The 16,100-nt window shown below is 39.3% G+C and carries 12 protein-coding genes; all 12 read left to right on the plus strand.

Annotated elements, in window-relative coordinates; translation table 11 throughout:
* Positions 1 to 18 precede the first annotated feature (18 nt).
* The 12 genes from GPW69_RS04525 (at position 19) to cutD (ending at position 16,096) form a co-directional block, all read left to right on the plus strand.
* Positions 19 to 6,084 (plus strand): ZmpA/ZmpB/ZmpC family metallo-endopeptidase, encoded by a 6,066-nt coding sequence (locus GPW69_RS04525; protein ID WP_074391069.1) that lies wholly within the window; start codon positions 19 to 21, stop codon positions 6,082 to 6,084.
* Positions 6,085 to 6,161: 77 nt separating this feature from the next.
* Positions 6,162 to 6,665 carry a GNAT family N-acetyltransferase gene (locus GPW69_RS04530; protein WP_171841448.1) on the plus strand — a complete coding sequence of 168 codons (504 nt, stop codon included), beginning with the start codon at positions 6,162 to 6,164 and terminating at the stop codon, positions 6,663 to 6,665.
* On the plus strand, positions 6,658 to 7,125 hold the full coding sequence (locus tag GPW69_RS04535) for an 8-oxo-dGTP diphosphatase (RefSeq protein ID WP_074391068.1): 468 nt from the start codon (positions 6,658 to 6,660) through the stop codon (positions 7,123 to 7,125). Before GPW69_RS04530 ends, GPW69_RS04535 begins: the two co-directional genes overlap by 8 nt.
* A 436-nt stretch (positions 7,126 to 7,561) precedes the next feature.
* Entirely contained in the window at positions 7,562 to 8,431 is an 870-nt protein-coding gene (locus GPW69_RS04540) for a MerR family transcriptional regulator (RefSeq protein ID WP_024408817.1), read from the plus strand.
* Between the two features lie 416 nt (positions 8,432 to 8,847).
* Positions 8,848 to 9,126, plus strand: coding sequence for an ethanolamine utilization microcompartment protein EutM (gene eutM / locus GPW69_RS04545; protein ID WP_024390056.1), 279 nt, complete (start codon positions 8,848 to 8,850; stop codon positions 9,124 to 9,126).
* A gap of 33 nt (positions 9,127 to 9,159) precedes the next feature.
* On the plus strand, positions 9,160 to 10,155 hold the full coding sequence (locus GPW69_RS04550; RefSeq protein ID WP_024390055.1) for a DMT family transporter: 996 nt from the start codon (positions 9,160 to 9,162) through the stop codon (positions 10,153 to 10,155).
* A 3-nt stretch (positions 10,156 to 10,158) separates the two neighbouring features.
* Entirely contained in the window at positions 10,159 to 10,443 is a 285-nt protein-coding gene (locus GPW69_RS04555; RefSeq protein ID WP_024390054.1) for a hypothetical protein, read from the plus strand.
* A gap of 12 nt (positions 10,444 to 10,455) precedes the next feature.
* Entirely contained in the window at positions 10,456 to 10,752 is a 297-nt protein-coding gene (locus GPW69_RS04560) for a BMC domain-containing protein (protein WP_024408818.1), read from the plus strand.
* A 14-nt stretch (positions 10,753 to 10,766) separates the two neighbouring features.
* Positions 10,767 to 11,084 (plus strand): BMC domain-containing protein, encoded by a 318-nt coding sequence (locus GPW69_RS04565; protein ID WP_024408819.1) that lies wholly within the window; start codon positions 10,767 to 10,769, stop codon positions 11,082 to 11,084.
* A 15-nt stretch (positions 11,085 to 11,099) separates the two neighbouring features.
* The gene (locus tag GPW69_RS04570; RefSeq protein ID WP_044675012.1) at positions 11,100 to 12,461 is read left to right on the plus strand and encodes an aldehyde dehydrogenase family protein; all 1,362 of its coding nucleotides are present in this window, start codon (positions 11,100 to 11,102) and stop codon (positions 12,459 to 12,461) included.
* Between the two features lie 32 nt (positions 12,462 to 12,493).
* Positions 12,494 to 15,040 carry a choline trimethylamine-lyase gene (gene cutC / locus GPW69_RS04575; RefSeq protein ID WP_024408821.1) on the plus strand — a complete coding sequence of 849 codons (2,547 nt, stop codon included), beginning with the start codon at positions 12,494 to 12,496 and terminating at the stop codon, positions 15,038 to 15,040.
* Between the two features lie 69 nt (positions 15,041 to 15,109).
* The gene (cutD, locus tag GPW69_RS04580; protein WP_044675011.1) at positions 15,110 to 16,096 is read left to right on the plus strand and encodes a choline TMA-lyase-activating enzyme; all 987 of its coding nucleotides are present in this window, start codon (positions 15,110 to 15,112) and stop codon (positions 16,094 to 16,096) included.
* Positions 16,097 to 16,100 lie beyond the last annotated feature (4 nt).

Consider the following 16,100-nt stretch of genomic DNA (forward strand, 5'->3'; position numbering starts at 1 on the left):
GGGAATAGGGGAGTTTTTATGAAAAATATTTTTGGTGAAAAACGACAGCGGTTCGGTTTTCGGAAACTGTCAATTGGACTTGTCTCGGCAGCTGTAGCAAGTTTGTTTTTTGCATCGTCGGTCGCAGCAGCACCGTCAGCTAGTGCTCAGTCTATCAATTATTCCTATGTGACAGAGCAAGAATTGACAGATGCGGAAAAGGAGTTGATTATTCGTGACTTGCCTGGCTTAGCTCAGGAAACGGATGCAAATTATTACCTGATCTATCGTCCAGCTACTGGCACAGCATCTACTCCATCGACAAGCTCGTCTCAAGTTTTGCCAAATACTGGCTCCGTAGAAACCGGACTATTGGTGGCGGGCGGAGTGTCTCTCCTATTATTGGCTGTTAGATTTGGTAAAAAAGGTAAGAAGGAGTTGACGGGTGTCATCCTTTTGACAGCTACAGGAGCAAGCTTCTTGGGTCCAACTAGCTCAGCATTGACGAGTCAAATTTTGGCTCAATATAACCATGCTATCGAAATATCTGCCGGACAAGCGTTACCGGCCCCAGCTGAGATTGATGGCTACGTTTATGTAGGATATTTGAAGGATAGCAAAGCTATTGAACAAACTACTTCGGAAGAGGAAAAAACAGCGGAATTCCCAGCTTCAGAAGGAATCCGTACAGAAACCATTATCAACAAGACAGAGGCCATTCCATTTGAAATTCAAACCGTAGAAAATCCCCAATTATCTGAGGGGACAGAGCGAGTGCTACAAGAAGGACAGGATGGGGAGCGTACTGTAACGATTAAACAAGTCCATTCAAAAGGTCAAATTATTTCGGAAGAAGAGATTTCCTCGACGGTTACAAAAACTGCTGTTCCAAAGATTGTTGAAGTTGGTACAAAACAAGCAACCGATGATATTGTTACAGAAGTACCAGATACAGCGCCTAGTCACGAGTTACCTACCTTACAGATAACAGAAGAAGTATCTACCTACACGGAGTCTATTCCTTTTGAAACACAAGAAGTTGCTGATGACACCTTGCTAGAAGGTACAAGACAGATTGTGCAAGAAGGTAAGGTTGGACAAAAGACAATTGAGACAAAGAAAACCTACATCGACGGTATTTTAGTAAAAACAGAAACCGTTTCTGAAACGATTAACCAAACTGCTGCTCCACAGATTATCCATGTTGGAACAAAGCCAGTCACAAGTGTACCAGATTCGGCACCGAGCCATGAAGTTCCAACGATTTCTTTAACGGAAGAAACACTTACTCATACAGAAGCTATTGCCTTTGATGTGAAAGAAATCTATGATGCAAATTTGGCAGAAGGCAGCCGTGAAGTTGAACAGAAGGGACAAGCTGGCGTTCGGACAATCGAGACTAAGAATTATTATGCCGATGGTGTACTGATTAAATCCGAACAAGTTTCAGATGTAGTGACAAAAGCGCCAGTAACAGAAGTTGTAAGAGTCGGCACGAAAACAGCAGATGTTCTTGGAGTTGAAAACGTTGTCGCAACAGAAGAGATTCCGTTTGAAACGACAGTCACAGAAACAGAAGAACTTTATGTTGGAGAAGAAAAAGTTGTTAATGAAGGTAAGGTTGGTTCTAAGGAAGTTACCACTACTTATCAGACAATCAACGGAGTCCGTCAATCAAACCCAACAGTGATTGAGAAAGTCCTTGAAGAGCCAACAACCAAAGAAGTTCTCAAAGGCACCAAGCCAATCGAGGGTACCGAATCAGACACAGAAACGGTTGACATCGCTTTTGAAACAGAGTATGTTGATGACCCGACACTGCTAGAAGGTAAGACCAAAGTTGTAACGGCGGGTGTAAATGGCTCTAAGACAGTTACAACAACTTACCAGACTATCAAGGGAGTTCGTCAGGAAAATCCTACTGTAACAGAAGAAATTACCAAGCAACCAGTCAAGCAAGTGATTGCGCGTGGTACAAAGGTTGAAAAAGTCCCACAAGTGATTATCACAGACTTGGTTGAAAACGATGATGCCAAGTCAGCGACAATCAGCTACAAGTTGACAGACGAAACGGCTAACTTCCTCCGAGCTGTTGCTCTTCTATATGATAATACAGGTGCCTTGGTTCAAGAACAGGCTATTACAGATCCAAATGGCCAGTTGACACTTGAAAATCTTGATTTCTATACAGACTATACAGTCAAAACTAAGATTTTCTATACAATGGCAGAGCAGGAACAAAGCTCAGAACAAGAAGCTGTTCTTGAAAGCATGCGCAAATTTGATTTGGTCTACAAGAAGATTGAAATCAAGGATATTGATGCGGTGACTGTTTACCGTCGTAAAAATGGTAGCTACATCGGTCAAGAATTCTTGGAAGAACTGCCAACAACCACCGATGAATTGTTTATCAAGGTGACTTCAGACCGCTTCAAGGAAGTATACCTACCTATGTCAAGCATTGAAGAAACGACTTTGAACGGTAAGGCAGTCTTCAAACTAGTTTCATCCTTTGATGAATTGGTACAGGACAAGGATGCCCAATACATTGCCAATCGTGAATTCTACATTCCAAAGATGGCGACTGATGCAAATACCTACACATCCTTCAAGGCTTTGATTGATGCTATGAAGGCAAATCCAAAAGGCACCTTCAAACTAGGAGCGCATTTGGACGCAAGTGAAGTTCCTGTTGGAGATGTTGCATCGTATGTGACCAACTTTAGCGGTACCTTGGATGGATTAAATGACGGCTACGCCTTTTCTATCAGCAACTTGAAAGCACCATTGTTCTTTAACCTTGGTGGTAAAGTTCAAAACTTGGACATCAAAAATGCTAGCCTAAACACAACCTCTAAGAACCCACTTGCGACAATTGCTATCAATGCCAATGGAGCAACCATTACAAACGTAGCAGTAGAAGCAAGCCTTAAAGGTCCGCAACATGTTTCTGGTCTAGTTCATTCTGCAACCAACTCTACTATCAAGGATGTATCCTTCAAGGGAAGTATTGAAGTAACTGGAACTGAAGCCAGCCTAACTGGTGGTATCTTGGGTAACGGTACGATGGCAAGTGTTGGAAATGCCAAGGTTGATGCGACCATTACCCTCCCAGGTACGGCAAATCAAGTAGCTGGTGGTATCGTCGGTCGTACCATGCTTGTCTACGATGTACCAGGAAGCGTCTATAATTCTTATGCAACTGGTTCCATTGTGACGCCTGAATCGGCAGCCATTGTCGGCGGAATCGCAGGTGCCAACCAAGTAACGGGTGCCTATGCTCCATATAGTGGTAATGTTAACAATGTTATCAGTGATATGACTGGTGCGACAAGCATTATCGGTCAACCAGCAAATCCAAATGGTAAGATTAAAGACGGATTTACAACAACATCCGATAGCTTGAGTAATGTCACTGTTATCACTGATGAAGAAGCGCAAGCAAAAGTGGAAGCTATGGCTATTCAAGCGACAATCGACGATTCTGTACCGCTTAATCTCAATCATTATTCAGTAGACTACTTGACCTTGGATAAGGCACAGGCTGACCATGAAATCGCCTACTACAACATGGAGAAAATCTTGCCATTCTACAACAAGGAACTTCTTGTCTATTATGGAAACAAGATTGCGACAGACGATAAGCTCAACAAGGTTCGTTTGCTGGATGTTGTTCCAATGAAGGACAATGTTGTAGTTGCTGATGTCTACGCTGAGAAGGCCAATATCAATAAGATTATGCTTCACTATGCAGATGGCACTGTGGACTACAAGACAGTTTCTTATCTAGAAGACTTCAAGAATAATCATGTGGTCGAGTACACTATATCAGGTACGGACTTGATTTACACGCCAGAATCATTCTTGAATGACAGAAGTGCCCTTGTCAACGACTTGGTAAGCAGCCTTTCTACGGTTGTCCTCGACTCGGATGCTATGAAGGCGCTTATCAATTATCCAACGACTTTGAATGCGGATACTCAGACTGGCACAGCTAAAGACTTCTACTTTGGTGAAAGCTATGACCAAGTGATGGCTAACCTAGAAAGCAACGTTCGTAAGATTTTAGTAGCTAGCCTAAACGGTCAAGGCAAGGCTTCTGAAGATTACATCAAAGAGAAAATCACCAATAACAAAGAAGCCTTTGTGCTTGGTTTGACCTATTTGAATCGTTGGTATGATATCAACTTCGGAGAGATGAATACCAAAGATTTGACCATCTTTGAACCTGACTTCTTCGGAAACGATGCAGCATCTGCTCTTGATATGATTCTTGCAATTGGTAATGGTGGCTACGATGTTCTTCGTGCCCACAACAACGTGACCACTTTTGCATCCATCATTGGTAAACAAAATAATCAGACCAAGCTTTTTGATATGCTGGAAGACTATCGTCAGCTCTTCTTGCCAGAAATGACCAACAATGAATGGTTCAAACAAACCACTAAAGCCTATGTGGTTGAAGGTAAGTCCTTGATTCCAGAAGTAGCTGCTAAGCAGGAAACGACAGATACTTACAGCAAGTACAATGTCGGTGCCTACAGCAAGATTGTGAATGATACGGTGTCTAATCCAACTTGGAAGTACAACCACATGCTCTTGCCACTTTTGACCCTGCCACAAGAAAATATCTTTATTATCACAAACATGAACACCATCGCGATTGGTTCATATGAGCACTATGTAGATGATTATTCAACAGTGGAAAATCGTGATAAGGTTCGTCAGATGGTTGATTTGGCGGCAGAACGCCAACGTGACAATGCGGACTTCTGGTATAAGATGATGGACGAAGCCAACCGTGACAAGCTCTTCAGATCTGTCCTCAATAACGAAGGTTACGTCATGTACGGTAAAGATGGCACGAAGTCTTATCGCAACTTGACAGCCGATGTTGATGCTATCCAAGATTTCTACGGTCCTATCAACAAGTGGTACCGTGAGCATCCGTCTATTAAGACTGCCTTTGCGGATGGAAGTGAGACCTACTATATCACTTACGATATGCTGTCAGATTATGGTACAGCCCTTTATACCCACGAAATGGTCCACAACCAAGATGGCGATATTTATCTGAAAGGCTATGGCCGCCGAATCGGTCAAGGTATGGAAGTTTACGCTCAAGGTCTTCTGCAAAATGTCTTCAATGTCACTGAGATGAACCTTGGATTCAACGCAGTCTATAATAGCGATGATGCCAACCGTGTCCATGTCGGAGATCCAGTTGCACGTTTCAATAGCGAAGCTGATTTCAATGAGTATTACCATAACCAGTTCGATGTGCTTTACTTGCTGGATTACCTAGAAGGTACAAACATCTTGGCTCAATCGGATGCAACGAAGAAAGCTTGGTTGCGTAAGATTGAAAACTACTATGTCCAAAATAATGGTGTTGATACCCATGCTGGAAACTCTGCGCGTGCATTGACCGATGATGAAGTTGCAAGCTTGAAAACCTTCAATGATTTGATTGATCAGAGTATTATCGTTCAGCGCCAATATGTCAACAATCCAACTAACACAAGCAAGAAATGGGATCGAAATAGTTATGTCAGTGTTCCAATGTTTGCAGCTAACTTCTCAGCCCTTTCAAACTCAAAAGGTTCACCAGGCGACATCATGTTCCGCCGTATGGCCTTTGAATTGATTGCTGCTAAAGGCTACACAGATGGTTTCGTACCGTATGCTTCTGGGCAATTATCTGACCTTGCTATGGAGAAAGGCTCAATCATCTACGATACTTGGAACAAGAAAGATACTGGTTTGATTACGGATGACCATGTTCTAGAATATGTCTTCCAAGGTCAGTATGCTACATGGGCTGAATTCAAGAAAGCCATGTTTACTGAGCGTTTGGAAAAAGCTGCAGCAGGCCAACTCAAACCGTTTACCATGCAGTATGAACTTGGTGTTGCTGATTCGACCAAGGAAGTGACTGTCACAAGCTTTGAACAGTTGCAAGCCTTGATGAAAGAAGCTATGGAAGCAGACATCCAAGCGAACAGTCTCAACTTGAACAACAGTCGAGTTCATGCACTCAAAGTAAAAGTTTATCAAGCCTTGATGAACTCTACAAATGACTTCAGAACATCGATTTTTAATTAAATAATCATTAACAAGTTGGTCTTGTGCCAACTTGTTTTTTAATGTATACTAGAGGAAAAAATTCGGAGGTATATTAGATGATGATTAAACCACTGGAAACGGAAAGTGAAATGCTAGGCAAGGCCTATGTACATTGGAAGGCTTGGCAGGAAGCCTATGCTGACTTGTTACCTCAGGAATTTTTAAAGAATACTTACACCTTAGAACGCTGTCAAGACTGGGCGGTTCGGTATCCTCAGAATATCTTGATAGCTGTGATGGATGATAAGGTGGTTGGTTTTGCCTGTTACGGCTCGTCTAGTCAGGAGGATTTGCAAGGGGCAGGGGAGCTCTACACCCTCTATGTCTTGGCGGACTATTATGATCAGAAGATAGGCTACCAGCTCATGCAGGCAGCTTTGGAAAAATTGCAGAGCTACGAAAGCGTTACTCTCTGGGTATTGGAGGGGAATGCGCGTGCCATTGCCTTCTATGAAAAAGTTGGTTTCCGATTTGATGGTGTCAAAAAAACGGTCAATTTAGGTGCAGAACGTACAGAATATAGAATGATTTTAAAACAGAAAGGGAGAGAAAATGGCTAGAAAAGAAATGGTCACTTTGACCAACATGTGTCTAATCGAAGATAAGGAAGGGAAGGTCGTTGTACAGATTCGAGATCCCAAGCGTTATCGTTGGTCTGGTGTTGCCTTTCCAGGTGGACATATTGAAGAAGGCGAGAATTTCCATGATTCGGTTGTTCGTGAGGTCTTTGAGGAGACTGGCTTGACGATTGGAAATGCACGATTAGTCGGAATAAAGCATTGGCCGGATAAGGAAGGGCATCGTTATATTGTATTTCTCTATAAGGCAACAGAGTTTACAGGAACTATCCGATCAACTGAAGAAGGTGAGGTACGTTGGGTCGAGAAGTCGGAGCTGCCTCAGATGGATTTGGCCTATGATTTGCTAGAAATACTGAAAGTCATGGATGAGCCAGATTTGTCCGAGTTCTTTTATACTAGAAAAAATGAAGATGGAGAGTGGGATAGGAATTTTAGGTAGAAGCTAGAAATAGCTTCTTCAGAACGTAGACAAACTCCTAAAAATATAAAAAATTGAAGAAGTTTACGAAAGATAGCAAATTATTAAACTCTTAGAAACATTGATATTTCGGTGTTTCTGAGAGTTTTTTATTTTCAACATAAAGAAAAAAGATTGAAGAAAATTGTCCAAAATGGACTTTTTTTCAATCTGAGCTTCTTTTTTATTTGTGTTGTAATTCGCAGGTATTATTATATAAAATAAGGAATTATTGGATATTGAACGGCTATTTATTACTTGATTTGTCTGTAATTTCGGTTGCCTAGTATATTTTTATTGGATATATATTCTTTTTTGAAATTAATAATTCTTTGTGAAAACGTTGACAATTAATAAATTGTATATTAAGATGAAGTCATATCGTATGCTTATATTACTAATAAAAAGAGGAGGGTGTATGGGAGTAGACAATCTATTTTCAATCGGTAGGGCAGCTGCAATGAGCTGTGTTTCAACGAAAACACTACGCTATTATGAAAGCTTAGACCTAATCCATCCTACGCATATTTCGAGTGAGAATGGATATCGGTATTATGATAAAGAAACTTTACTGTTGATACCGCTAATTAAGTACTATCAGCAAGTTGGTTTGAATCTAAAGAGAATTAAAGAGTTAATTAGTGTAGCTGGTTGTTCAACACACTATCATCATCTCAAGAAAAGACGCGATGAGATAAATGCAGAACGTGAGGAGTTATCAATTGCGCTTTCATCAGTAGATGATTGGTTAGAGTTGATTATTGAGGGGGAATTATGTTTACAGAATCTGAAGCTATCTGCTGTTTCAAAGTCTGAACCCATTATTAGTGTTAAATACTATTCCGAGCAGTCTAGTTATTGTTACCTTGAACAACCTTATCACTATAATTATAAGGAATCAATAATAAATCTTGAGTGGATAAGGCACTTAGAATCGCATAGCTTAGAGGTGTCAGGTCCTGTTATTTTAAAATACAGTTCTTATCTAAGTAAGATGAACGGAGAAAGTGAGTTTGCGACAATTCTGCAACATTGCTTTCCAGAGTCAGCAAGCTTTTCAACTTTTGGAGGTTTCATGGCTTTGAGTTGCTATCATATAGGACCATTAGAGTGTATAGGTAAAACATACGAGCGTTTGATAGATTATGCTGAAGAACATAAATATGATTTAAAAAATGAATGTTATGAGAGACATGTTATTGACTACTGGGTTACTCAAAATTTAGATGAATTTGTAACGGAAATCATTATTCCTGTTGTTACACAGGAGGAAATTAATCGAAAATAACATTTTATTAATGGAATGGATTGAGGATGATATAAAATATCATCCTCAATCTTTTTATTTTACAATTACAAAATACAGTAATTTTACCCATCTTCCAAACTTTTCCCTAAGGATAAAGTTTTTCAGACAAATTTCTTGCAAAAAATATGAAATTATGCTTATTTGTTAAAATTGTGGAAACATTCTAATTAAAATGGTTGAATATTTTGACTAAGTATCAATGTAAGAGATAGGGAAATGGTGAATTAATTCATAAATTTGGAGAAAATAAGATTATTTTTGTAGATTATAAAAAAATCATTGACTTTGACTTTATGGAAGGGTTTACAATGTTACTATGACAAGAATTTTATTGCTCTATTAAGTAATTAATACAGTTATCAATTTAGTAAAAAATATATAAAGGAGGTAGTGTCATGAGTTCTGAAGCATTGGGAATGATTGAGACTAAGGGATTAGTCGGCTCAATAGAGGCGGCTGATGCAATGGTTAAAGCAGCGAACGTTACTTTAATCGGCAAAGAACATGTTGGTGGCGGTTTGGTCACTGTCTTGGTTAGAGGAGATGTTGGTGCTGTCAAAGCAGCAACGGATGCTGGCGCTGCTGCGGCACAAAGAATAGGAGAACTTATATCGGTTCATGTAATTCCACGTCCTCATAGCGAAGTGGAAACTATCTTGCCTACGACTAAATGAGTAGTGTTTTGCTAGAAATGGAAGGACATTTGTATGGAACAAACAACAAGCGCTATTGCACAACAAAAAATGGTTGAAACGACTCGGAAATTCCATATTGCAGGTATCCGAAGCGGAGTTATTTCTGGCTTATTTTATGGATTATACTCATTTGTGATTATGATCCTACAAGGTTTTGACCCCATTAAGTCAGCCGTAGGTATTCTAGCCGCACCTTTTGTAATGGGGGCGATTAACGATTTTCTCGGCGGATGCATGCTCTTATTAGGAGTTATAAAAAATGGAAAGTTTCAGGAGCTTGGCAGAACGCTAGCTACTAAACCAGGTAAAATAATGGTACTTGGTTATATTCTGGGAGGACCGGTTGCAAATGGAGCTTATTTAGTTGGACTATATTTGGCTGGTGCATTTGCAATTCCGATTTCAGCAACTACGGCAGCTTTTGGAGCACTTTTTTCCGCTATTTTCTTGAAGCAAAAATTAAATATGCGAGTTGTTGCAGGGATGTTGATGTGTGTTGCTGGTGCAGTCGTAATTAATTTAGTGAAGCCTGAAGGAGCTCCTAATTTCACATTAGGAATTATCTTAGCTGTTGTAGCCGCAGTATGTTGGGGACTTGAAGGAACTATTTCAAGTTTTGGTGGCGCGATGCTTGATTCAGAAGTTACAGTAACGTTACGCCAATTGGTTTCAGGTTTGATACAAATGGTTATTATTGTTCCAATTATCGGAGCTACCGGCTTGTTTACCGCTACACTAACCTCTCCATTCTTAGTATTCCTTTTATTAATTTCTGGGACTCTTGTAGGTATTTCATATATGGAATGGTATCGTTCGAATGCAATGGTCGGTACTGCAATTGGAATGTCATTAAATATCACCTACGCTCTTTGGGGTGTCCTGTTGAGTATTCTCTTCTTAGGACAACCAATTACTACAACAATCGTAGTTGGTTCACTTGTTATTATTGGAGGAGCGATACTAGTAACAACTAACCCATTGGATTTTTTTAGAAAAGAAAGGGAATAATCCATGAAATTATTACCAGCAAGGACTGCTGTACTTAATTATATGAACACTGTGGAAGAAGCAGATGTGTTCCAAGTTATGTCAGCTTTAAAATCTCAATTTGGAAATGAAAAACAGTTTAGGGAAGATTTATTCCTAGAACATTTAATGTCTTTGGAATGCAATGGTTATCTGGTTCAAACTGGATATGATTTAGATGAAAATGGTAACTTACGGATACGTTATCAAATAAACGATGACGGTAGGTATGCGGTAGAAAAATATATCGCAAAAGAATTTCGAAGCTAAAGGAGTAGAAAGATGAGATATCGTGGTGGTCAAGCCTTAGGGCTTGTTGAAACGGTTGGTTTAGTACCAGCTCTAGAAGCGTGTGATAAGATGTTGAAAGCTAGTAATGTTAAGCTAGTTTCATATGAAAATGTTGGCTCTACATTAGTAACAATAATGGTAGTTGGTGATGTGGCGGCAGTTGAGGCATCCGTAGAAGCTGGTGCACGTGCAGCAGATGCAATTGGGAAATTAACAGCGCACAATGTGATGCCTAGACCGATTTCGTCAGTTGGCGATATGGTTTCTGTACATGATATTGATAATTGATAAAGGAGCAAGCAATGGAAAGATATCAAGCGATTGGAGCAGTGGAGACATTCGGTCTTGTCTACGCACTTGAAGCAGCAGATGCAATGGTAAAAGCTTCAGACGTCGATGTTATTGCGTATGTTAATACTGCATCTGGCTATATTGCAGTAATTGTTCAAGGTGAGACTGCTGCTTGTAAAACAGCAGTAGAAGCAGGGGTTAAGGCGGTAGAAAAGATGGGGACTGAAGTATACAGTAGTGTCGTTATCCCAGGACCTCATGAAGATTTGAAGAAAATTATTGATCGATATTCATTGGAAATGATGTTCCCAGAAGAAACAGTAGAATAGGAAAGTGTGGACGATATGAGATATATTGACAAAGATTTAGAATCAATTCAAGAGATACGAAATTTGCTTCTGAACGGTCAAATGTCTTTTGTTCATCTGGAAAAGTACGGTCAAGAAGATTTAGATACCATTATCTCTATTTTTATAAAGTCTTTACAATCTAGTATGAGAGGTTATGTTCATGATTTTGTTGCAGGAAACGATTATGGCGTAGAAGAAGATGAACTTTTCTTGTGTACACATTTTATTAAACGTTTTGGTGAGACATTGCAGAATGAGAACTATGTTGGTATTATTGGTGGCAATCCCAAAGAAAAATGTATAAAAATTGGTGCTCCTCTAGGAGTTATTGCCGTTATGTTGCCCTCTCATCCAACATTTACTTTATTAGTAAACCTTTGCTTACTTGCAATGAAAACAGGGAATGCTATGATATTTATTGCCAATCAACGTTCTACGAAGGCAACTTTAGATAGTTTGAAAAAACTAATCATATTAGCAGAAGAGTCGGGATATTCAGAGGGTGGTATCAGTTTAGGAGAAACAATCAGTGATGCAGGAATAGTAGAATTATTGTCTAGTGATAAGGTTTCGCTCATTCTTAATATTGGATGTTCAGAATATATATCAAATAAGTTTGTTACAAACACTCCGTTAATATTTGGTGGAGAGTCATCTGGTCCAGTATTTATAGAGAGAAGTGCGGATTTAGAAAAAGCAGTTAGAGATGTTATTCACTCTAGGAGTTTTCAGAATGGGATTTTACCAGGAGCGGAACAGTTTCTTGTTACGGAAAATATTATTGCAGATCAAATTAAAGATAGTCTGAAAAGGAATGGCGCCTACTTGCTGTCAGATACAGAAACTGAGAATTTAACTAAATTTTTAAGACAATCAGAAAAAAATGTAAACAGAAGTTACATCGGAAAGTCAGCAATTTGGTTAGCAGAGAAAGCTGGTATACAAGTACCTCAGGGAACTAAGGTCCTCGTATCTATACAAGATTACATGAATGAAGAGGATTATTTTTGTCGAAAACTGCTGTGTCCGATAATAATAGTGTATTTAGAACCTGATTGGACATTGGCCTGTGTTAAGTGTATGAATCTATTAGACGAACTAAAAATGGGTCACACACTTACTATCCATTCCAAAGATTGGAAGATTATTAGAGAATTTGCTTTAGTCAAAAAAGTTGGAAGAATTGTCGTAAATGCTCCGACGGTATGTGTTGCGACGGGTATTGTTTCTAATTTTCCTACCTCATTAATTTTAGGTGGCATTACAACCGGTAAAGGATATAGCTCAGAAAACATTACGCCCAGACATTTGACCTATACCCGTCACGTTGGTTTTGAATTTAATGATAAGATTTAGTGTGATTGTTTAAAAGAGAGGAAGTATTCAATATGGATATGAAGGAATTTACAGCTAAGCTAGAAGAAGCTACAAAAAAATTAAGTGCTGAAGAGCGTGCTTCTCTGGTGAAAATTTTCCAAAGTGTTTCAGATGATATTACAAAGCCAGAGGTTCATTTTACAAATGAAGTATCGCTTGCAGCGGAGGGGACAGAAGTTCCAGATGGGATTACACCTCGCTTGCAAGCTTTAAAAAATCAATATTTGAAAGCGCAACCAACCATTTCTTTACTTCGTGCTACGAATTTAACACGAATTTCTAAAGAAAACGAAGGTATGCCAAAAGCAATTCTACGTGGGACAGCTTTCAAGGAATTTTGTAAAATTGCACCCGTAGTCATTCAAGATAATGAATTGTTAGTAGGGGCCCCTAACGGTGGTGCACGATTTGGTGCATTCTCACCTGATATATCGTGGCGTTGGTTGCGTGATGAAATTGATACTGTATCAACACGTCCACAAGATCCGTACGCATTGTCTGAAGAAGATAAAAAAGTACTGAGAGAAGAAATTTTCCCATACTGGGAAGGTCGTTCTGTAGATGAGGCTTGTGAAACACAATATCGTGAAGCTGGTGCATGGGAGCTTTCAGGTGAATCGTTTGTTTCTGATTGCTCATACCATGCTTGTTCAGGCGGAGGTGACTCCAACCCTGGTTATGATGTTGTGGGTATGCGTAAAGGGATGCTTGATATAAAAGCTGAGGCAGAAGCACACCTTTCAAAATTAGACTATGGAAATCCAGATGATTTGGAAAAAATTTATTTCTATAAAGCACAAATCCTTACTGCGGAAGGCGTGATGATTTATGCTAAACGCATGTCTGAACATGCAGCTGAGTTAGCGGCAAAAGAATTAAATCCTAAACGTAAAGCTGAGTTGGAAATGATTTCCCGTGTAAATGCTAATGTCCCAGCTCATAAACCAGAAACCTTCTGGGAAGCGATGCAATATGTTGTAACAATTCAACATCTGTTGCTGTGTGAAGAAAACCAAACTGGATTATCTATTGGTCGTGTTGACCAATATATGTACCCACTCTATAAACGTGATATTGAAGCTGGTCGAATGAATGACTATCAAGCATTTGAATTGGCTGGTTGTATGTTTATTAAGATGTCAGAAATGATGTGGCTTACTTCTGAAGGTTCTTCAAAATTTTTTGCGGGATATCAACCATTCGTTAACATGTGTGTGGGTGGTGTTACTCGTGAAGGACGTGATGCAACAAATGACTTAACTTATCTCTTGATGGATGCTATTCGACATGTAAAAGTATACCAACCTACTTTAGCGACTCGCATTAATAATAAGTCACCGCGGAAATATTTGAAGAAAATTGTTGATGTCGTTCGAGCAGGTATTGGTTTCCCAGCATGCCATTTTGATGATTCGCATATTAAAATGATGTTGGCTAAGGGTGTTTCAATGGAGGACGCGCGTGATTACTGTTTGATGGGATGTGTTGAGCCACAAAAATCAGGTCGTCTGTATCAATGGACATCGACAGCCTATACTCAATGGCCAATCTTGATTGAAACAACATTAAATCATGGAATCCCATTGTGGTACGGTAAACCAGTTACCCCAGACATGGGATCTTTGGACCAATATAAAACGTTTGAACAGTTTGAAGCCGCTGTTAAAGAGACTATCAAATATGTTACAAAATGGACTTCTGTGATGACAGTTATTTCTCAGCGTGTCCAACGTGAATTAGCTCCAGCTCCTTTGATGTCTATGATGTATGAAGGAACTATGGAAAATGGTCGAGGTGTAAAATCTGGTGGTGCAATGTACAACTTTGGACCTGGTGTTGTTTGGTCTGGTCTTGCAAACTATGCAGATTCAATGGCAGCAATCAAGAAATTAGTATTCGAAGATAAGAAATATACTCTTGACGAATTGAATAAAGCACTGATAGCTGATTTTGAAGGATATGATCAAATTCGAGCAGATTGCTTAGCAGCACCTAAATATGGTAATGATGATGATTATGTGGATTACTTTGCATCAGATATTATTGAATTTACGGAAGAGGAACATCGTAAATATAAAACACTCTATTCTGTCCTAAGTCATGGTACTCTATCTATTTCAAATAATACCCCGCTTGGACAGATTACAGGTGCATCGGCATCTGGCCGTCGTGCCTGGACACCACTGTCTGACGGTATTTCGCCAGATCATGGTATGGATACCAAAGGCCCAACTGCTATTATTAAATCTGTTTCTAAGATGGCCAATGAAAATATGAATATTGGTATGGTTCATAACTTTAAGATTATGGCAGGACTTCTTGATACACCACAAGGTGAGGAGAGCTTGATAACTCTCCTGAGAACAGCAAGTATCCTTGGTAATGGTGAGATGCAATTTAACTACCTTGATAATGCAATTTTGCTAGATGCACAACAACATCCAGAAAAATATCGTGATTTAATTGTACGTGTAGCAGGTTACAGTGCATTCTTTGTTGAATTGTGTAAAGATGTACAGGATGAAATTATTGCTCGTACAGTACTGACACGAATTTAAAGTATATGTGAGGCGTAAAGGATCTCTGAAAGAAATCCTACTGCCTGCGCTTGATAGGAGAGAAGTTAAGTGACAACGATTAAAAAACATGAAACACGAATCAATGTATTCAATGTTCAAAAATACAATTTATATGATGGTCCAGGTATTCGTACAATTGTTTTCTTCAAAGGTTGTCCAATGCGTTGTAAATGGTGTGCTAATCCTGAAGGGCTTGAGTTTGGGACGAATATTATGCATAAAGAGACATTATGTAGACCATATAATGCATGTGCTAAGACTTGTCCCCTTGGAAGTGTTTGTTTTAAATTTGCTAATGAGGAAGCGCCTATACCATATGATTATACTGATAAGGAACATCCGATTGATGTGACTCGCTATCAGAAAAAACGTCCTAGTAAATCCGATATAGAGGGATGTCCAGAAGGAGCTTTAACAATTGCAGGAGAATCTAAGACAATTTCAGAATTGATGGATATCATACATGAGGATGATGCCTTCTACGAAATGTCTGGCGGAGGGGTTACGTTGTCCGGTGGTGAATGCCTAGCACAAGGTGAAGGAGCTCTTGCTTTGCTTAAAGCTTGTAAGCAAGATGGATTAAACACTGCCGTAGAGACCGCAGGCTATGTACCAAATAAGGTTGTGATGAAGGTTGCGGAATATACTGATTTATTCTTATTTGATTTGAAACATATGGATTCAAAAAAACATAATGAATGGACAGGTGTAGGAAACGAACGAATTCTAACAAATTTAAAATGGTTACTAGACGCCGGCTATAATGTAAAAATACGCATGCCAATGTTAAAAGGAATTAATGATAGCGAGGAAGAAATTCGCGCGATTATTGATTTTTTACTCCCGTATAAAGATAGTTTGAACTTTAAAGGAATTGATTTACTCCCCTACCACAAGTTGGGTGTTAATAAGTACAAACAATTGGGGATTGAATACCAAATTAAAGGAGATCCTTCACTGAGTCAATTTGATTTGGATAGGATTGAGAGCTATATTCTAGCCAGTGATCTGCTTGTGAATGTTGTAAAACATTGATCTA

The sequence above is a fragment of the Streptococcus suis genome (genome assembly GCF_902702775.1).
GTDB lineage: Bacteria > Bacillota > Bacilli > Lactobacillales > Streptococcaceae > Streptococcus > Streptococcus hashimotonensis.